The organism is Aeribacillus sp. FSL K6-2833 (genome assembly GCF_037965815.1).
Classification (GTDB): domain Bacteria; phylum Bacillota; class Bacilli; order Bacillales; family Aeribacillaceae; genus Aeribacillus; species Aeribacillus composti.
Genome location: NZ_CP150189.1, coordinates 1,676,800 through 1,696,020, shown reverse-complemented (window position 1 = coordinate 1,696,020; position 19,221 = coordinate 1,676,800). Strand labels below are relative to the sequence as shown.

Annotated in this window: 19 protein-coding genes; all 19 read right to left on the bottom strand. The window is 39.5% G+C overall.

The features are described from left to right. Positions 1 to 56 precede the first annotated feature (56 nt). On the bottom strand, positions 57 to 1,757 hold the full coding sequence (locus NSQ94_RS08485) for a proline--tRNA ligase (RefSeq protein ID WP_339230561.1): 1,701 nt from the start codon (positions 1,755 to 1,757) through the stop codon (positions 57 to 59). A 35-nt stretch (positions 1,758 to 1,792) separates the two neighbouring features. Beyond that, positions 1,793 to 3,052 (bottom strand): RIP metalloprotease RseP, encoded by a 1,260-nt coding sequence (gene rseP, locus NSQ94_RS08480; RefSeq protein ID WP_063386697.1) that lies wholly within the window; start codon positions 3,050 to 3,052, stop codon positions 1,793 to 1,795. A 14-nt stretch (positions 3,053 to 3,066) separates the two neighbouring features. Then, on the bottom strand, positions 3,067 to 4,215 hold the full coding sequence (gene dxr, locus NSQ94_RS08475; protein ID WP_066246474.1) for a 1-deoxy-D-xylulose-5-phosphate reductoisomerase: 1,149 nt from the start codon (positions 4,213 to 4,215) through the stop codon (positions 3,067 to 3,069). Then, a complete protein-coding gene (locus NSQ94_RS08470) occupies positions 4,212 to 5,024 on the bottom strand; it encodes a phosphatidate cytidylyltransferase (protein ID WP_339230559.1) in 813 nt (270 codons plus the stop codon). The genes dxr and NSQ94_RS08470 overlap by 4 nt, the downstream gene beginning before the upstream one ends. Before the next feature lie 15 nt (positions 5,025 to 5,039). After that, complete coding sequence (locus tag NSQ94_RS08465) at positions 5,040 to 5,813, bottom strand: isoprenyl transferase (RefSeq protein ID WP_066246477.1); 774 nt, start codon at positions 5,811 to 5,813, stop codon at positions 5,040 to 5,042. A gap of 118 nt (positions 5,814 to 5,931) precedes the next feature. After that, positions 5,932 to 6,489, bottom strand: a complete 558-nt coding sequence (gene frr, locus NSQ94_RS08460; RefSeq protein ID WP_063386693.1) for a ribosome recycling factor — start codon at positions 6,487 to 6,489, stop codon at positions 5,932 to 5,934. A gap of 2 nt (positions 6,490 to 6,491) precedes the next feature. Beyond that, positions 6,492 to 7,214 (bottom strand): UMP kinase, encoded by a 723-nt coding sequence (pyrH, locus tag NSQ94_RS08455; protein ID WP_063386692.1) that lies wholly within the window; start codon positions 7,212 to 7,214, stop codon positions 6,492 to 6,494. A 109-nt stretch (positions 7,215 to 7,323) separates the two neighbouring features. Beyond that, the gene (gene tsf / locus NSQ94_RS08450) at positions 7,324 to 8,205 is read right to left on the bottom strand and encodes a translation elongation factor Ts (RefSeq protein ID WP_063386691.1); all 882 of its coding nucleotides are present in this window, start codon (positions 8,203 to 8,205) and stop codon (positions 7,324 to 7,326) included. A gap of 76 nt (positions 8,206 to 8,281) precedes the next feature. Next, complete coding sequence (gene rpsB, locus NSQ94_RS08445) at positions 8,282 to 8,983, bottom strand: 30S ribosomal protein S2 (protein WP_063386690.1); 702 nt, start codon at positions 8,981 to 8,983, stop codon at positions 8,282 to 8,284. A 149-nt stretch (positions 8,984 to 9,132) separates the two neighbouring features. Next, the gene (locus tag NSQ94_RS08440) at positions 9,133 to 9,612 is read right to left on the bottom strand and encodes a hypothetical protein (RefSeq protein ID WP_339230557.1); all 480 of its coding nucleotides are present in this window, start codon (positions 9,610 to 9,612) and stop codon (positions 9,133 to 9,135) included. 28 nt (positions 9,613 to 9,640) lie between these two features. Continuing rightward, positions 9,641 to 10,411 (bottom strand): FliA/WhiG family RNA polymerase sigma factor, encoded by a 771-nt coding sequence (locus NSQ94_RS08435; RefSeq protein WP_063386688.1) that lies wholly within the window; start codon positions 10,409 to 10,411, stop codon positions 9,641 to 9,643. A 35-nt stretch (positions 10,412 to 10,446) separates the two neighbouring features. Continuing rightward, positions 10,447 to 10,944, bottom strand: coding sequence for a chemotaxis protein CheD (locus NSQ94_RS08430; RefSeq protein WP_063386687.1), 498 nt, complete (start codon positions 10,942 to 10,944; stop codon positions 10,447 to 10,449). A gap of 4 nt (positions 10,945 to 10,948) precedes the next feature. Continuing rightward, positions 10,949 to 11,575, bottom strand: coding sequence for a chemotaxis protein CheC (locus tag NSQ94_RS08425; protein ID WP_066246481.1), 627 nt, complete (start codon positions 11,573 to 11,575; stop codon positions 10,949 to 10,951). Next, on the bottom strand, positions 11,559 to 12,032 hold the full coding sequence (locus tag NSQ94_RS08420; RefSeq protein WP_063386685.1) for a chemotaxis protein CheW: 474 nt from the start codon (positions 12,030 to 12,032) through the stop codon (positions 11,559 to 11,561). The genes NSQ94_RS08425 and NSQ94_RS08420 overlap by 17 nt, the downstream gene beginning before the upstream one ends. A 25-nt stretch (positions 12,033 to 12,057) precedes the next feature. Then, the gene (locus NSQ94_RS08415) at positions 12,058 to 14,118 is read right to left on the bottom strand and encodes a chemotaxis protein CheA (RefSeq protein ID WP_063386684.1); all 2,061 of its coding nucleotides are present in this window, start codon (positions 14,116 to 14,118) and stop codon (positions 12,058 to 12,060) included. A 19-nt stretch (positions 14,119 to 14,137) separates the two neighbouring features. Further along, positions 14,138 to 15,190: a chemotaxis response regulator protein-glutamate methylesterase gene (locus NSQ94_RS08410; RefSeq protein ID WP_063386683.1), complete on the bottom strand. Its 1,053-nt coding sequence runs from the start codon at positions 15,188 to 15,190 to the stop codon at positions 14,138 to 14,140. Positions 15,191 to 15,195: 5 nt separating this feature from the next. Then, a complete protein-coding gene (locus NSQ94_RS08405) occupies positions 15,196 to 16,071 on the bottom strand; it encodes a MinD/ParA family protein (RefSeq protein ID WP_063386682.1) in 876 nt (291 codons plus the stop codon). Positions 16,072 to 16,077: 6 nt separating this feature from the next. Continuing rightward, complete coding sequence (gene flhF, locus NSQ94_RS08400; RefSeq protein ID WP_339230555.1) at positions 16,078 to 17,166, bottom strand: flagellar biosynthesis protein FlhF; 1,089 nt, start codon at positions 17,164 to 17,166, stop codon at positions 16,078 to 16,080. Then, positions 17,166 to 19,199 carry a flagellar biosynthesis protein FlhA gene (flhA, locus tag NSQ94_RS08395; RefSeq protein WP_066246489.1) on the bottom strand — a complete coding sequence of 678 codons (2,034 nt, stop codon included), beginning with the start codon at positions 19,197 to 19,199 and terminating at the stop codon, positions 17,166 to 17,168. The genes flhF and flhA overlap by 1 nt, the downstream gene beginning before the upstream one ends. Positions 19,200 to 19,221: the final 22 nt, after the last annotated feature.

Sequence of the window (19,221 nt, the reverse complement as noted above, 5' to 3'; positions counted from 1 at the left end):
AGGCAAGACCCCCTACTCTTTACCTATGCCAGCTTCATCTGCGGCATCCAGCTTCATTAGCGGAGAAGTTTGGCAAGCTGCTCTTTTAGCTGATCAACAGAAACTTCTATACTATTTCCGCTTTTTCTTTCTTTCACTTCTACAATCCCTTCACCAGCTCTTTTTCCGACCGTTATTCTGACAGGAATGCCAATTAAATCACTGTCAGCAAATTTCACACCCGCCCGTTCAGCACGATCATCATAAAGGACTTCGTATCCTTTCGCCTGCAAATCGTGATAAATTTGCTCTGCAACCTTGACTTGTTCTTCGTTTTTCATATTAACCGGAATAAGGTGGACTTCAAACGGAGCTAATTTATTAGGCCAAATAATTCCATTTTCATCATGAAATTGCTCGACCACCGCAGACAGTAAGCGTGAAACACCGATACCATAGCATCCCATGATGATAGGGTTTGTTTTTCCCTTTTCATCTAAAAATTCTGCCTTCATCGCTTCACTGTATCTTGTGCCAAGCTTAAAGACGTGGCCGACTTCAATGCCTTTCGCGAACTTGATCCGTCCCTTTCCGTCCGGGGAAGGGTCCCCTTCCTGAATAAATCTTATATCTTCATACTTGGTAACGGTAAAATCCCGATCAGGGTTTACTCCGATATAGTGCAAATCGTTTTCATTTGCCCCGCATATTCCATTTACGACTGCTTGAACTGCATAATCTGCGACAATTTCCACTTTGTCGGATGCGCCGATCGGTCCTAAAAATCCGGGTGAAACTCCCATTACCTGCTCTGTTTCTTCAGCTGAAGCAAGTTCAACAACTGATGCCTGATAAAGGTTTTTCAGTTTCACGTCATTGACCTCATGATCACCGCGGACAAGAACAAGAACGAACTTTTCATCTACTTTAAATAAAACGGATTTTATTAATTTTTCCTTCGGAACTTGGAAAAACTGCGCCACTTCTTCAATGGATTTTTTGTTTGGTGTTTCTTTTTTTTCAAGCTCCATGAGCGGTTCGTCAACCTTTTCATAAGATGCAACTACCGGAGCCATTTCAATATTTGCTGCATAATCGGACGAATCAGAATATGCGATCGTATCTTCTCCGATTTCCGAAAGCACCATAAATTCATGAGTATCTTTACCGCCCATTGCTCCCGAATCAGCGATGACTGCGCGAAAGTTCAACCCACATCGAGTAAAGATGCGGCTGTATGCTTCTCGTACCTGTTCGTACACTTCATCTAAGCTTTCCTGTGTAGCATGAAAAGAGTAAGCATCTTTCATAATGAACTCTCGTCCCCGCAAAAGACCGAACCGCGGACGCTTTTCATCCCGGAACTTCGTTTGAATTTGATAAAGGGTGAGCGGCAGACGTTTATAAGATTTGATCTCATCTTTTACCAAACTTGTTATAACTTCTTCATGAGTCGGACCTAAAGCAAAATCACGCTCATGACGGTCTTTCAATCTCATTAATTCTGATCCGTATGAATACCAGCGGCCAGACTCCTGCCAAAGTTCTGCTTGCTGCAAAGCCGGCATTAGCAGCTCCACCGCTCCGATCCGGTTCATTTCCTCTCTGATAATATTTTCAATTTTGGTTAACACTCTATGAGCAAGAGGCAGATACGAATAAACACCGCTAGCTGTCTGCCGAATGTATCCGGCACGCAACAGCAGCTGGTGGCTTTTAACTTCCGCATCTGCTGGATTTTCTCTCATTGTGGGTATAAATGACTGACTCTGTTTCATTTAAAGCACCTCGAATTTGATTTCTATATTATTTTTTAAAGGAAAAACTTTTGGATGTCATTCCATGTCACAACGAGCATTAACAGCATTAGAAGTGCAAATCCGATAAAGTGGACGATCCCTTCTTTTTGTCGATCAATCGGTTTTCCCCGGACCGCTTCAATGGCAAAAAACAATAAGCGTCCTCCATCTAGAGCTGGAATTGGAAGCAAGTTCATAATGCCAAGGTTAATGCTTAAGAGAGCCGTCCAGCTCAATAGGCTTGTCAAGCCTGTTTCTGCAACTTTTCCTGTCATATCATATATGCCGACAGGTCCAGAGAGCATATCAATTGAAAATTGTCCGGTTATCAGCTTCCCAACCGCAAATATTATTTCTTTCGACCATGTATAGGTCTCAACTAAGCCATATTTCAAAGAACCGAAAAATGTTTTTTCAACCGGGGAATAAACTCCTATTTGGCCGATCGTTTTGTTTTCGGATTTCACAGAATCCGGCGTTACCGTCATTTCCAATTCTTCTCCGGAACGTTCAATTGAAAAAAGAAGCTCATTCTCCGGATTTGCTCTGATCATTTCAACGACATCTTTCCACGAATTCATCGGCGTCCCTTCTATTTCTTTTACAACATCGCCTTCCCGTAATCCTGCTTGTTCAGCCGCGCTGTCAGGGACGATTTCTCCTAAAACCGGTTCATTCACGGGCACTCCTTGGCTTAGACCGAGGTAAAACAAAACTAAAAACCCTAATAGAAAATTCATAAAAGGTCCGGCAGCAATGGCGAGCGTTCTTTGAACGAGCGTTTTTGAAGCAAATTGCCTGTTATAAGGTGCAATTTGAATTTCTTCACCGTCAACTACATAAAAGGATGTTTCGCTTACTTCAAACCTTTTTAGACCGCTGTCTTCTCCATCTTCATAGCCTGTGATAAACATTCCATGTTCCAAATCTGCTTGTTCAACTTCAATCACTTTTGCATTAGGATACTTTTCTTTTCTGTTTAAAATAATTTTTTCAACTTGTCCTTTCTGATTAAACAATAGTCCAACCTGATAGCCAGGTTTGACCTCAATCATCTCCGGGTCTTCCCCCGCCATGCGCACGAAGCCGCCGATAGGCAAAAGCCTGATCGTATAGACCGTTTCTTTTCGTTTAAACGACAAAATTTTCGGCCCGAAGCCGATTGCAAATTCACGGCATAAAATGCCTGCCCTTTTCGCCATAACTAAGTGCCCTAATTCGTGGAAAAACACCAATACGCCAAAAATAACGACAAATGCGATCACCGTGTTCACTTATTTTACCACCTCTAATTAATTAAAGATTGAACAAACTGTCTTGTCCTTCCATCCGCTTCTTGTATATCCTCCAAGGTCGGATTGAAAAGCGGAGCATGTTCTTCTAATGCCCTTTCCACAAGTTCTTCTATCTTTAAAAACGGAATTTTATCTTCCAAAAAAGCATTGACTGCCACTTCGTTCGCTGCGTTTAAAACAGCAGGCATTGTACCTCCTATTTTACCCGAATCAAAAGCAAATTTTAAGCAACGGTATCGATCAAAATCAATTTTTTCAAAATGAAGCTGTCCATATTTTGTTAAATCCAATCTTTCGCTTTCATAAGAAGGAATTCTATTTGGATATGTAAGCGCATATTGAATCGGTATTTTCATATCAGGAGTTCCAAGCTGCGCTATGATGCTGCCATCATGAAATTCGACCATCGAGTGAATGACGCTTTCTTTATGCAGCAGCACATCAATTTGGTCGTATGAAACAGAAAACAGCCAATGTGCTTCAATGACTTCAAGCCCTTTGTTCATCATCGTCGCAGAATCGATCGTTATTTTTGCGCCCATTGACCAGTTCGGATGGTTTAACGCTTCCTTAACTGTAACATGCTTTAATTCATTTCGCGATTTATCCCGAAAGCTTCCTCCTGAAGCCGTTAAAATAAGCCGTTCGACGCTTTCCTTTTTTTCCCCGTTCAAGCATTGGAAAATCGCGGAATGTTCACTGTCCACAGGAAGAATTTGCACATTGTGTTTTCGAGCATAGTCGGTCACAATTTGTCCAGCTGTAACAAGTGTTTCCTTATTCGCTAAAGCGACCGTTTTTTTCGCTTCGATCGCTTTTAGTGTTGGAATAAGCCCGACGCTCCCAATGACCGCATTCACTACTATCTCGCCTTTATGATAAACAGCCGTTTCACACAGCCCGTCATGTCCGTATGTAAGCTGACAGCTTGAAGGGATGTTCAAACGAATTTGATCATAAATTTCACGATTTTTGACAGCAACAAGCTCTGGTTTAAATTCATGAACAGCCTTCAATCCAAGTTCGATATTTTCTCCAAATGACATCGCAACTAGCCTGAATGAATCCGGATTTGCTCGAATCACATCGAGAGTTTGCTGCCCAATAGATCCTGTCGCACCCAGCAAAATAATTTTTTTCACATTGTCACCCCTTGTCTACTGATCAATTGGATGAAGAAATATAAAATCGGCATAATAAAAATCAAGCTGTCAAAACGGTCAAGAACTCCCCCATGGCCTGGAAAAATCGTTCCGGAATCCTTTGTGCCGTAATGGCGTTTAAAAGCGGACTGTACTAAATCCCCCATTTGTCCAACAATAGAAACAATGACGGACACAAAAACGGTTTGAACATATGTCGGTAAAAAATTTACAAAATAGTGGAAAATTAATCCAACCAAAATTGCCGAGAAAATACCTCCGAAAAATCCTTCGACTGTTTTATTAGGGCTGATTTCAGCTGATAATTTTTTCTTTCCGAAGGCTCGGCCGATAAAGTAAGCGCCTGAATCAGTCGCCCAAATCGTTAGCAGAGCAAACAAAAGCTTGTCTAGACCTAACACTCTCATTTCAATAAAAAAATAAAATCCGACTCCCACATAAATGATCGCAATGAGCGCAAATCCAACGTCATCAAAAGAAAATTGGTTTTTTGAAAACACTGTATAGATCAATAACAGGATCGCGCCAAAAAAAAGAAAGCCAGTTTTACTTATATGTATTTGATGAAGCAAATCAATATAACGGTTTGGGAAAATTAAAATCCATAAAAGGATAAAGCTGAACAAAACCGGAAATGAAAATAAATGAAATCGTTTCATTCTAAATAATTCAAACAATCCAACTGATGCGAGCACATAAATAGCAATTGTCAGCGGAAGTCCGCCAATAATGACAATTGGTACAAATAAGGCTAAAGCACAAATTGCTGTAATGATTCGTGTTTTCATTTTTTTTAGCTCCTTCTATACGCCGCCGAATCTGCGGATTCTCTGCTGATATTCGCGGATTGCCTCCAAAAAATGGTGTTCATTAAAATCCGGCCAGAGCACATCCGTAAACCAAAATTCAGTATAAGCCAGCTGCCAGAGCATAAAGTTGCTTAGCCGAATTTCTCCGCTTGTCCGAATTAACAGGTCAGGATCTTTGAGCTTTTTCGTCATTAAATAGTTGGAAAACAATTGTTCATCAATGTCATCTATATGTAGTTTTCCATCTTCGCGGTCTCTTAATATTTTTTTTACTGCTTCAACAATTTCTGTTCTGCTGCCATAGTTCAACGCAAAATTTAAAATCAGCCCGGTGTTTTGCTTCGTTTCATTCACAGCTTTCTTCACAGCATTTACCGTATAATCGGGGAGCATAGATTGATCGCCGATAACCCGAACTTGCACGTTTTCCTGTATTAATTCCGGCAAAAAAGTCGATAAAAATTCGACCGGAAGGCGCATTAAATAATTAACCTCATCTTTTGGCCTTTTCCAATTTTCTGTTGAAAACGCATATAAGGTCAAAACTTTGATGCCGATATCGCTCGCTAATTTCGTAATTTTTTTAACTACTTTCATTCCTTCCCGATGGCCGGCCATCCTAGGCAGCGATCTTTTTTTCGCCCATCTTCCGTTTCCGTCCATGATGATGGCCACGTGTTCCGGTATTTCATTTACTAAAATGCTTTCTTTCGCCACCAAGTTTTTGGAACCTTTGCTGCTCTTTTTTTTATAAGGAAAATTAAACATAAGAATCCTCCACCGAGAATAATATGACATTAACAAATGTAGCAAATCCTCTTGAACAAAAAAACCCCCTGTGAGAAAAGAGGGTTTTTAGCACATTTCTATTGTACATTCATTTTATTTAAACTTCCATGATTTCTTTTTCTTTTTCTTTTGTTGCGGAATCAATTTTTTTGATGTATTCGTCCGTCAGTTTTTGTACATCATCTTGAAAACCGCGCAGTTCATCTTCTGTAATGTCGCCCGCTTTTTCTAATTTTTTTAATTCATCATTTGCATCTCTGCGAATGTTTCGAACAGCGACTTTTGCATCCTCTGAATATTTACGAACTACTTTTGTCAGTTCTTTTCTTCGCTCTTCCGTCAATGGAGGAATGGCAATGCGGATGACGGATCCGTCCGATGTCGGCGTTAATCCAAGATCAGATTTTAAAATCGCTTTTTCAACCTCACCGATTGTCGATTTGTCATAAGGCTGAACAACAAGCAAACGTGCTTCTGGCGTGGAAATCGATGCCAATTGATTTACAGGAGTTGGAACTCCGTAATAGTCGACCTGAATTTTATCAAGCAAAGACGCGTTTGCCCGGCCTGCACGAACACCTGCTAATTCACGTTTGAAAGCTGATAAAGCTTTTTCCATTTTTTCTTTCGCTTGTGAAAGAACTTGTTTAGACATGTTTATTTCCCCCTTACAATTGTTCCAATATTTTCTCCTAAAACAGCACGTTTAATGTTGCCTTCTTCCATAATCGAGAAAACAATTAAAGGAATATTATTGTCCATGCATAATGAAGAAGCTGTTGAATCCATGACAGCCAACCCGTCTTTTAATAAATCTAAATAAGATAACTCATCATATTTTACCGCTGAGGCGTCTTTTTTTGGATCTGCGCTATATACACCATCTACATTATTTTTCGCCATTAAAATGACATCTGCTTCGATTTCAGCGGCTCTTAACGCAGCCGTTGTGTCTGTTGAGAAATAAGGATTTCCTGTTCCTGCTGCGAAAATGACTACTCTTTTCTTCTCCAAATGGCGAATGGCTTTTCTTCTTATGTACGGTTCTGCGACTTGTCGCATTTCAATTGAAGTTTGCACTCGGGTAGGAATGCCAAGTCCTTCCAAACTATCTTGTAAAGCTAAAGAATTCATAACAGTCGCCAGCATTCCCATATAGTCTGCTGTTGCCCGATCCATCCCCATCTCGCTGCCGATTTTGCCTCTCCAAATGTTTCCGCCGCCAACAACTACTGCGACTTCTACACCCATTTCAGCAATTTCCTTTACTTGTCTGGCAATTGACTGTATGACGGAAGGATTAATTCCAAAGCCTTGAGCTCCAGCAAGCGCCTCTCCACTTAATTTCAGCACGATACGATGATATTTTGGCGTACTCATATTAACCTCCAAGCTATTTCTTGACGCTATATATAGAAAAGTTGAAACAAAGGGTTTTCAAAAAGAGGGAACACTCGCTTGTGTTCCCTTCTTAACATTTTCATGACTTTTATTTCTTAATTTGATTCATAACTTCTTCAGCAAAATTTTCTTGACGCTTTTCAATTCCTTCTCCAACTTCATAGCGAACAAACGCTTTTACGTTTGCGTTTTGTGCTTTGACGAAATCGCGTACTTTTTGATCAGGATTTTTTACAAAATTTTGCTCTAAAAGGCAAATTTCCTCAAAAAATTTGCCGAGACGACCTTCAACCATTTTTTCTACAATGTTTGCAGGTTTTCCTTCTTGAAGAGCTTGTTTTTTAAGAACTTCGCGTTCGTGCTCCACTTCAGCCTGAGGAACATCTTCACGAGAAATATAACGCGGATTAACCGCTGCGATATGCATTGCTACATCTTTTGCAGCAGATTCATCATTTGTTCCCTCAAGCACCGTTAATACTGCAATGCGTCCGCCCATGTGCAAGTAAGCGCCGAAGACATCTTGATCATTTTTCTCGACAACTTCAAAACGGCGTAATGTAATGTTTTCGCCAATTTTAGCAATAGCAGCATGGATGTATTCCTCCACTGTTGAACCGTTTTCCATTTTGGAAGCCAATGCGTCTTTTAAATCAGCTGGTTTGCTTGCCAGCAAGTGTTTAGCCAAATCTTCAATTAATTGTTTAAAAGAATCATTTTTTGCAACGAAGTCTGTTTCGGAATTCACTTCCAAAATAACAGCTGTATTGCCGTCAGTTTTGATTAATGTCAAGCCTTCTGCAGCGATTCGGTCAGCTTTTTTCGCAGCTTTCGCTATGCCTTTTTCACGAAGATAATCTATTGCTTTGTCCATATCACCATTTGTTTCAGTCAATGCCTTTTTGCAGTCCATCATGCCTGCACCGGTTTTTTCCCGAAGCTCTTTTACCATTTGAGCAGTAATTGCCATAAAAGTTCCTCCTTCAATTCGTATGCTTAAAAAAGGTGATAAAAGGCTAAAATCCCCTCTTATCACCTTTTGTCATTTAGGCAGTTGTAGTTTCTTCGCCTTGTTTGCCTTCTAAAACAGCATCTGCTATTTTGGAAGTTAACAATTTGACGGCGCGGATTGCATCATCATTTGCAGGGATTACATAATCGATCTCATCTGGATCGCAGTTTGTGTCAACGATGCCGATAATCGGAATATTTAATTTGCGAGCTTCCGATACAGCGATGCGCTCTTTGCGAGGATCGATAATATAAACAGCATCAGGCAGCTGTTTCATTTCCTTAATGCCGCCTAAAAATTTCTCAAGGCGTTCCAATTCTTTTTTCAAACGAACTACTTCTTTTTTCGGCAATACATCAAATGTGCCGTCTTCTTGCATTTTTTCAATTTCTTTTAAACGAGCAATTCGTTTTTGAATTGTAGCAAAGTTCGTTAATGTTCCTCCCAGCCAGCGCTGATTGACGTAAAACATTCCTGCACGTTCTGCTTCTTCTTTAACAGATTCCTGCGCCTGCTTCTTCGTACCAACGAATAAAATGTTGCCTCCATTTGCAGCTAACTCTCTTGCAAATTGATACGCTTCCTCAACTTTTTTTACTGTTTTTTGAAGGTCAATGATGTAAATTCCGTTCCGTTCAGTGAAAATATAGCGTTTCATTTTCGGATTCCAACGGCGTGTTTGATGACCGAAATGAACACCAGCTTCTAATAATTGTTTCATTGAAATAACTGACATTTTCATTCCTCCTAATGGTTTTTCATCCTCCGCCCGCTTCATTTTTAAGCATGACTGCACAAAACAGCACCGATGCTTAAATCAACAGACGTGTGTATTAGCACCAAAAACAAATATAACATATGGAAGTTTGGCAATCAAGAAAGAATTCAATCGTTTTGTTGAAATTTCATGACGAGTTCAATTTCTGTTTTGCCGACATGTAATGTTTGTGCAATTTCGTCTATAGTATATCCTTTCTCTAATAATTGGAATACTTGTTTATGCAAATTTTTTCTTTTATCTTTAGGCTCTTCTATAAGCTCTGCATCCTTGTCGATAGGCTCTACATCCGCGCTCGTGTCTTTCTGGATTGTGCTCACTTCCACCTTGTCTTCCAGCTGCGTAACTAATTTTTCGAGATCAAAAGAACCGGGCTTGGCGCTGTTTTGCTCGAGCTGTTCAAGAAATTGTTTGTTTTCTTCTTTTAATTCCAATAAAAACATCGCGAGCGAATCTTCTGCTTCTTTTAATAAATGTTCCTGCTTTTCTTCTATTTTTTTTACATTTTGATAGCGTGTATAAAGGAGAATGATAAAGTAAAACGAAACGATGTGCAAAACAAAGCTCAGTAAAAGAAATACCGCCATGTTTCAACCTCATTTAATTGTATTCTTTTTAAGATAAAAGCTTAACGAGCGTTCCTTTTAATTTATATAATGCTTTCGAATGAATTTGCGAAATTCTCGAAGTGGACAAATTCAGCACGTTTCCTATCTCTGTTAATGTCAGCTCTTCTTTATAAAACAAGCTTAATACGAGCTGCTCCTTATCGTTTAATTGTGAGATCAATTTTGTTAAATGCTCAAATAATTCCTCTTTTAACAGATGCTCTTCCGGAGTTAATGTTTTATCATCCTTAAGGACAATGTTCATCTGTTCCCCTTCTTCTTGGTCATGCAATTGTTCATCAATTGACAAGACATTGGCAAAAAAGTTTTCATTGACGACATGAACGACTTCTTCGGGTGTCATACCCAACTCTTCTGCAACTTCATTAGGCGTCACATTGCGATGATATTTTTGCTCCAACCGCTCAATGGCTGCTTCCACTTTTTTTGCTTTTTCCCGAAAACTTCTTGGAAGCCAATCTTCTTTCCTTAGCCCGTCAAGAATGGCTCCGCGTATGCGGAAGGATGCATACGTATCGAATTTTAAATCCCGTGTAGGGTCAAATTTTTCCAGTGCATCATATAATCCCATCAATCCAAAACTTATTAAATCATCTTTATCGACATTTTTTGGAAGACCCACTGAAATACGACTGACATGATAGCGGACAAGCGGCATATATTTTTTGACGAGCATGTTGCCCGCATCTTGATCACGGTGACGAAACCACTTGTCCCAGTACACCCTTTCATCATTCAGTGTCATCGATTGGACCATTGCCTTTTTCCTCCTTCTAAAATGTCAATCTCCGGCTATATTTGCTTCACTCCAAGATTGACGGTGCGAATCGTCAAAATGAATGAATTCGTATCAAATTCAATGGTTCTTCCATTTTTACCGCCAACATCTTCGCTAACGATAGGGATATTACTGCTCAACAAATGCTGTTTGACCGCTTCAACATTTCTCGGACCTATTCGCATGATTTTGGAAGATGGCCGATGCGGAAACATTTCAGCTCCTCCAGCTATTTTCGCTTTAAAAAACATGATGTTTCCTCCATAGTTTTTTAAAAGACGAATTAATTCTGTTACAGCCGTATCCGCATATTTTGCACAATTTAAAGGCTCCTTGTTTGAAAGCGAAGAATCAGGCAGCATTATATGAGCAAGTCCTGCCAATTTATTTACATCATCATAGATGACGAGTCCGACGCAAGATCCTAATCCAGTTGTTCGAATTTTCCACGGAGCTTTCACAACATTCATTTCCGAAATACCGACTTTTACAACATTTTCAAAATGCCCCATTTCACTAAACCTCTAATATGTCAAAAATTTTTTTATATGACTGTGAGTCGGGCAGAAAGAAAATATGCCCTCTTATTAATTCGGAATCTTGATGCCCTTCTTCTTTTATAACAGCATCGATGACAAGTGCTTCATCACTTTCAAGCGAAAGCTCGATCAGAGCATGACTGATAATCGCGCCGAACATATCACATTGGATGGCAGGAACGGACGGATTAACCATCAAATTGGTCATGTTCGATAAAACAGATAAATAGGATCCAATCAGGATGTTGCCGAGCTCCTGCAAAACAGAGCATTCCATTTCTTTCATAGTTGAAGCATCCTGAAGAACATAATCATTCATTAATGCTTTTGCATATTTTTTAGCCTGCGGGATCGGCAAAATGAAAAACATCGATCCAGTTATATCCTCTTGAATGCGGATGTATACAGCCGTAACCTCTGTTTCCGCACCGCCTGCTAAATCCATCACATCGTTAAAAGAGGCGACATAAACGTTCGGAACTTTCATTTCAATTTTTTTATTAAGAAGTTGGGACAGACTCGTTGCGGCATTTCCCGCTCCGATATTGGCAATTTCCTTTAATATATCGATCCTTTTGTTTGATAAATCAAACAACTTGCTCATGCTCTATTACCCTCTGATTTTCTTTGCTCAGCACTTTTTCAAGGTCAAGGAGCATAATCAGCCGTTTATCCAATTTTGTAATTCCTTTTATAAACTCGGTTTCTACTTGTTCGATGACGCTTGGAGCAGGTTCAATACTGTCTTCAGATATATCGACGACATCATTGGCAGAATCAACAATCAATCCAACTTCCATTTCATTTTGAACAGCTATAATCACTCTCGTCTGATCTGTTATTTCTTTTTCCGGCATATTCAATCTTTTTCTTAAATCTATGATCGGAGTGACAACACCGCGCAAATTGATGACTCCTTTTATATAGTCAGCTGTTTTCGGAACGCGGGTGATATGGTCAACTTTTTCAATCGATTTCACATTTTGTACAAAAACCCCGTATTCTTTGTCTTGCAGCTGAAAAACTATGACCTTCTGTTCATTAAATACACTATTTGCCATTCTCATCTTCCCCTTCCATCAAGCATTACTGGATTAATGCATTACAATCAACGATCAATGCAACTTGACCGTCTCCTAAAATTGTGGCACCTGAGATGGCGAATACATTTGTCAAATATTGTCCTAACGATTTCAAAACAATCTCTTGCTGACCGATGAAGGAATCGACAACTAAACCAGCCATTTTATCTCCTTTTTTGACAACGACGATTGAAACATAATCTTGGTCATCCTCGGCGTCCACTTCAAAAATTTCTTTTAAAAACACTAGAGGTACAATTTTTCCGCGATAATCAATCACCTTGTTTTGATGTGTCTGTAAAATATCTTCTTTTTTAATAACAAGGGATTCAATGATAGACGAAATCGGAATACCGTATTTTTCATTTCCAACTTCAATGAGCATGGCGGAAATAATCGTTAATGTCAGCGGGAGCTGGATCGAGAATAAAGATCCTTTTCCTTCTTCCGACTCGATGGTGATGCTTCCTCCGAGCGATTCGATTGTATTTTTCACTACATCAAGCCCTACACCCCGTCCAGAGACATCTGAAATTTTTTCAGCCGTTGAAAAGCCTGATGCGAAAATGAGTTCATGAATTTGTTTTTCCGTTAATGTTTCGCTTGCCTCTTTTGTAACGATTCCCCGCTCAATAGCTTTTTGCAATACCTTTTTCTGATTGATTCCTGCACCGTCGTCTTCGATTTCGATAAAGACATGATTTCCGCTGTGATATGCGCTGAGCCGCAGCGTTCCTTCTTCTTTTTTGCCATATTTCAGGCGGGTTTCAGGCGTTTCAATCCCATGGTCGATCGCATTTCGGATTAGATGCACAAGCGGATCGCCAATTTCATCAATGACGGTCCGATCCAATTCGGTTTCAGCGCCAGTGACAACTAAATTGATTTTTTTATTTAAATCGCGGGCGAGATTTCTCACCATTCTCGGGAAGCGGTTAAAAACGGTTTCGATTGGAATCATGCGCATATTTAAAATAATGTTTTGCAAATCAGCTGAAACTCTGGACATTTTCTCAACCGTTTCTTTCAGCTCCGAGTGATTTAATTCTTTTGATATTTGCTCTAAACGCCCTTTGTCGATGACTAATTCTTCAAACAAGTTCATTAAAATATCGAGGCGCTCAATGTTGACGCGGATCGTCTTTTGCTGGTTTTTCTTCTGTTTTTGGCTAGTGTCTTTCGAGCTGTCCTTCTGCTGACGGCTTTGCTTGCTGGAAACAGTAGTTTGTTTGCTAGCAGCAGTTTGTTGGCTGGCATTAGATTGTATGCTGGAAACAGACTGCTGTACTCTTTCAGTACTTGGCTTTTCTACATTCACTTTTTCAACTAGTACTTCTTCAACCTCTGAAATTTTCAATAGGCTGTTCCGGATAAAGTCCTTATCTTCCTTCGTAATGTAGGCAACCGAAAAATTGTTGTCAAACTTTTCTTCTTCGAGTAAATCAACAGAAGGCGATGATTTGACCACTTCCCCGTGCTTCTCAAGCAATTCAAAAACCATAAATGCTCTCGCTGCTTTTAAGATGCAGTCTTCTCGAAGCCGAATGTTGATTTCGTATACTTGAAATCCTTGTTCAATTGATTGAAGAATGACCGTCCTGTCATATTCATCAAACTTCAGTTTTTTCACATCCTGCACTTGTTCTCTTGATGTTTCATTTTCAGCTGTCTCATCTTCAATTTGTTCTCCGCTTTCAATCGCTTGCAGTTTTTTCACAATGGCCGAAACATCTTTTTTGCCGTCTCCTCCATCCGCAATCGATAAAACAATTTCCTCCAAATTCTCCAATGCTTCAAAAAGGACATCCATAATTTCAGGCGTTACTTCTAATTTTTGATTGCGAATGGCGTCAAACACATTTTCTATTTTATGTGTTAAATCGGCTAAATCTTCAAACCCCATCGTTGCGCCCATTCCTTTTAATGTATGGGCGGAGCGAAAAATTTCGTTCACAATTCCTAAATCATCCGGATTTTGTTCAAGCTCCAAAAGCTTTTCGTTGCACGACTGCAAATGTTCTTTACTTTCTTCAATAAAAATGTCCAAATATTGATTCATTTCCATGGCAGCACACTCCTTGGATTTAGATCAGCTTTTGAATTAAATACGGAATTTCCATTAAATCTTCCACGTAATCAACCACATTCGCTTGGATGGCGGATTTTGGCATCCCAAATATAATGGAGGTTTTTTCGGACTGTGCGATCCCTGTCGCATCTGTCCTTTCTTTTAATGCTTTCAATCCTTTTGTCCCGTCAGAACCCATTCCCGTTAAAATACAAGCAATCGTTTGATAATATTTTAAATTCGATAAAGATTCAAACAGTACATCTACTGAAGGTCTGTGCCCTCTCTTTTTTTCCGATTGATCCAGTTCAATGAATAAATTCCCTTGTTTTTCTATTACTTTCATATGGCTGCCTCCAGGCGCTATGTATGCTACCCCATTTCTGACGATTTCTTGATGCTCGCCTTCTTTTACTTCGATGTTTGACATTTCATTTAATCGTTCAGCCAACGATTTTGTAAATCCTGGCGGCATATGCTGTACGATGAAAATCGGCGAATTCAGGTTTTTCGGGAAGCATGGAACGATTTTTTGAAGGGTGCTCGGTCCGCCAGTAGAAGTTCCAATGGCAATTAAAGATTTTTTTCGCTGTCGATGGCTCTTTTCTTTCATCATCTCCTTTCGAGGAAATGTGTCGATCTCTTTTTTTAACATCTGAACTTTTTCTTTTGCCCGTTTTGCTGCTAGAACTTTTGCAATTAATTCTTCTTTCACTTTAAATATGTCAAGAGATATGGAGCCGGAAGGTTTCGGGATAAAATCAAACGCTCCGAAAGCTAAAGATTTTATCGTGTTTTCGGCTCCTTCTTTCGTCGAACTTGAAAGCATAATGACTGGCCTTGGAAACTTGTCCATGATAATCTGCAAAGTATCAAGCCCGTTTAAAACCGGCATTTCAATATCTAGCGTCACAACATCAGGATCAAGCTCTGCGATCTTTTCAATTCCTTCTTTTCCATTTTTAGCTGTGCCAATCACATCGATGGAAGGACTCTCTAAAAGCAAATCGGAAATCAACTTTCTCATAAATGCCGAATCATCAATAACCAAAACCTTTACACGACTCAAAAACATCACCTACTTGAAAACAAAGATCTAAGAGAATGAATAAATCCTTTTCTTTTTATTTTACCATTTAAGTACATCTCTGTTATATTTTCTAGTGCTTTCGATATAGGAGCATTCGGAAAACGCAAAATAAACGGAATTTGTTCCATGACTGATTTCTGTACATGATCATCCTCCGGCAAACTGCCGAGCAAATCAATTGTTTTATGTAAAAAACGCTCTGCAGTGGTTCTAATTTTTTCCCATGTTTCTTTCGCTTCAATGTTTTTCTTGAATCGATTGACAACTACTTTCATCACCTTTTCTTGATCGAACTGGTGAATGAGCTTTATCGCACTGTAGGCGTCCATAATCGATGTCGGTTCAGGCGTCGTAATGACGATAATTTCGTCCACTGCAAGCAAAAATTTCAAGCTGTCTTTCGAAATTCCTGCCCCCATATCAAATAAGATGGTGTCGTATTTCTCTATTATTCTTTCAAGCTCGTAAAGAAAAAATTGAAACTCTGCTTCATCGATTGTGACAATATTGGAAAGGCTCATTCCTCCTGACAAATACTGCAAATTTAAAGGACCTTTTTTGATAATTTGTTCAATTCCAATGCGGTTTTTCAGCAAATCGACAATTGATCTTTCTTGATACTGCTGTCCAAGCAAAAGATCGATGTTTGCCATCCCAATATCGCAATCTACCAGCAGTACACGGTCGTTTCGTTTTTTGATCAAGTTTAAAGCGAAATTTAAAACGAAATTCGATTTGCCGACTCCCCCTTTTCCACTAATCACAGCCACTGTTTTTGCATGACGGTTAGGCGGAGAGTCTTTTATCACCGCATATTTGTTTTGCTGAATAATCCTTCTGAGTTGTTCTGCTTGATCCATATCCTGCTACCCCATTAAATATTGAATAAAAGTTTCATGATCCAGCTTATGAATGTCGTCTGGAACATCTTGACCGTCAGTCATATATCCGGCACCAATCTTTGTTTTGTAGACGATGTTATACATAGCTCCATAAGAGGAGGTTTCGTCATGTTTAGTAAAAATAAATTGATGAATCGGCAAATGAGAAAATTGGTTATAAACTTTTTCCATATCTTCAAATTTTGAAGTTAAAGAAAATACTAAAAATGTTTCCATTTCATCCTGAAAGTCAATGGTTTCGCTTAAATCTTGCACATATTGCTGTTCAAGGAAGTTCCGGCCCGCCGTGTCAATAAAAACGATGTCGCAGTCATTCAGCTTCTTTTTCCCTTCCTGAAAATCAAATGAGTTATAACAAACTTCAAGCGGGGCATTTAATATTTCGGCATATGTTTTTAATTGATCGATCGCAGCAATTCGATAAGTGTCCGTCGTAAGAAATCCGATTTTTTTCTTGTAATTTATTTTGCAGATTGCGGCAAGCTTTGCCAATGTCGTCGTTTTTCCAACACCGGTTGGTCCAACAACATTCACAAATTTTTTTGAAAAAGTAATGCCGTGAAAAGGAATGTCCGAAATCCTCTTTTTTAACTCTTTCTTCAATTGAAATTCCAGCTGTTCGTTTGTCAGCTTTTTTTGATGGATCAAATACGTTTCCAGTATAGATGCGATCACATCTTGTTTAATCGGCTGCAGCAAACCTAACGAATCAATTTTTTGTTCGATCTCTTTTAGGTCAGGATGAATAACAGTACTGTTTACGGACATGGATTGAACGAGATCCTTCAGTTTTTTTATTTCATTCAGTACAGGAGACATCTCTAATTGTTGGCCCGTTTGATGTTCTATTTTTTCTTTTTTGGACCCGCTGATCATTTCATCTTCTTCATCAATGCCCGCCACCACTTCAATCATTTTTTTCTTAAACATTCCTAGAAATCCACCAGTATAGACGACTTTCGAATTGAGGATGACAGCATTTTGACCGAGTTGGCTGCGAATCGTCTTCATCGCCTCTTGCATAGTATGGGCTTTGAATTTTTTAATCTTCATTAAATATTCACCACTCCGACACTTTGTACTTCAATGTTTGATTCAAGTTCGTTGTATGACAATACGGGTACATCAGGCAAATATCGCTCGATCAGCTGCCGTGCATACATTCTAACAGAAGGCGAGCAGAGCAAGATTGGCGTTTGCTCTTCCATTGCCAGCTGTTCCACATTTTTTGCAATGGCTTCGACAATCCTTTGTGATACATGCGGCTCCAATGACAAAAAGGTTCCTCGTTCTGTTTGCTGCACGCCATCGGCAATGGCTTTTTCTACTTGAGCGGAGAGAGTAATGACTTTCAATGTCTCCCCTTCTTTTGCATACTGGCTTGTAATTTGTTTTGCCAGCGACTGTCTTACATATTCAGCTAAAATTTCCGGATCTGTTGTAAATTTGGCATAGTCAGCTAATGTTTCAAAAATAACCGGCAAATTTCGAATAGAAATTTTTTCTTTAAGCAGTTTCGCCAAAACCTTTTGAATATCTCCAATAGAAAGTGGATTCGGCGTAACTTCTTCCACTAATATCGGGTATGTTTCTTTTAAATGATCGACAAGCTGTTTTGTTTCGTGTCGTCCAAGCAATTCATGAGCATGCCTCCGGATCGTTTCCGTAATGTGAGTAGAAACAACGCTAGGAGGATCGACGACCGTATATCCTGCCAATTCAGCTTGTTCTTTTAAATGTTCGCTGATCCATTTTGCAGGAAGTCCAAACGAAGGCTCAATTGTGTCAATCCCTTCAATCGAATCATTATCCATTCCTGGCGCCATCGCCAAATAATGATCGAGCATAATTTCACCTTTCGCCGCTTCGTTTCCTTTAATTTTTAATCTGTATTCATTCGGCTTTAATTGGATATTATCCCGTATTCGGACGACCGGAATGACAAGGCCCAATTCTACGGCAAGCTGCCTTCTGATCATTACGATCCGATCCAACAGGTCTCCTCCTTGTCCGCTATCAGCAAGAGGAATTAAACCATATCCGAATTCAAATTCAATCGGATCCATCGATAACAGATTCATCACTTGCTCCGGACTTTTCGCTTCGTTCATTTCCACTTCTTCTTCAACAATCTCTTCGTCTTTTTCAATTTGTTTTTTCGTACGATTCATCGCAAATGCTAAGAAAGCAAACATGAGAGCGATCGGAGTTGTTACGATCGGACCAATCGGAGTAACAATTCCTAAAATAAAGATGATTCCTGCGGTAACATACAGCAGCTTTGGAAATGCTAAAAGCTGGTTCGTAATGTCTTGTCCTAAATTTCCGTCAGAAGCAGCTCTCGTGACAACAATCCCTGTTGCCGTTGAGATTAATAAAGCTGGAATTTGGCTGACTAATCCATCTCCAACTGTAAGAAGCGTGAATTTTGAAACAGCTTCTTGAAAAGAAAGCCCCTGCTGGATCATGCCGATGATAATTCCGAAAATAATATTGATCAGCACAATTATGACACCAGCAATCGCATCTCCTTTTACAAATTTGCTTGCTCCGTCCATTGCGCCATAAAAATCTGCTTCTCTTGCAATCGTTTCTCTCCGTTTTTTTGCCTCGTCTTCCGAGATGATTCCCGCATTCAAGTCTGCATCAATACTCATCTGCTTACCGGGCATGGCATCAAGCGTAAAGCGGGCTGCCACTTCTGCTACCCGTTCAGATCCTTTTGTAATGACAACAAATTGAATAATAACTAAAATGATAAATACGACAAAACCAACAAGGATATTTCCACCGACAACAAAAGTTCCAAACGTTTCCACGACTGTTCCCGCTTCTCCATTAGCTAAAATCGAACGCGTTGTGGAAACGTTTAAGCCGAGTCGATATAACGTTAACAAAAGCAAAAGAGAAGGAAAGATTGAAAATTGTAAAGGCTTTTCAATGTTCATGGATGTAAGGAGGACGAGCAAGGCAAGAGATATATTAATGATAATCAATATGCTCAGCAGCCATGAAGGCAGCGGGATGATAAGCATGGCAACAATTAAAATGACAGCTACTATAACCGATAAATCTCTTGCTGACATGATACTTCCTCCTAGCAAAATT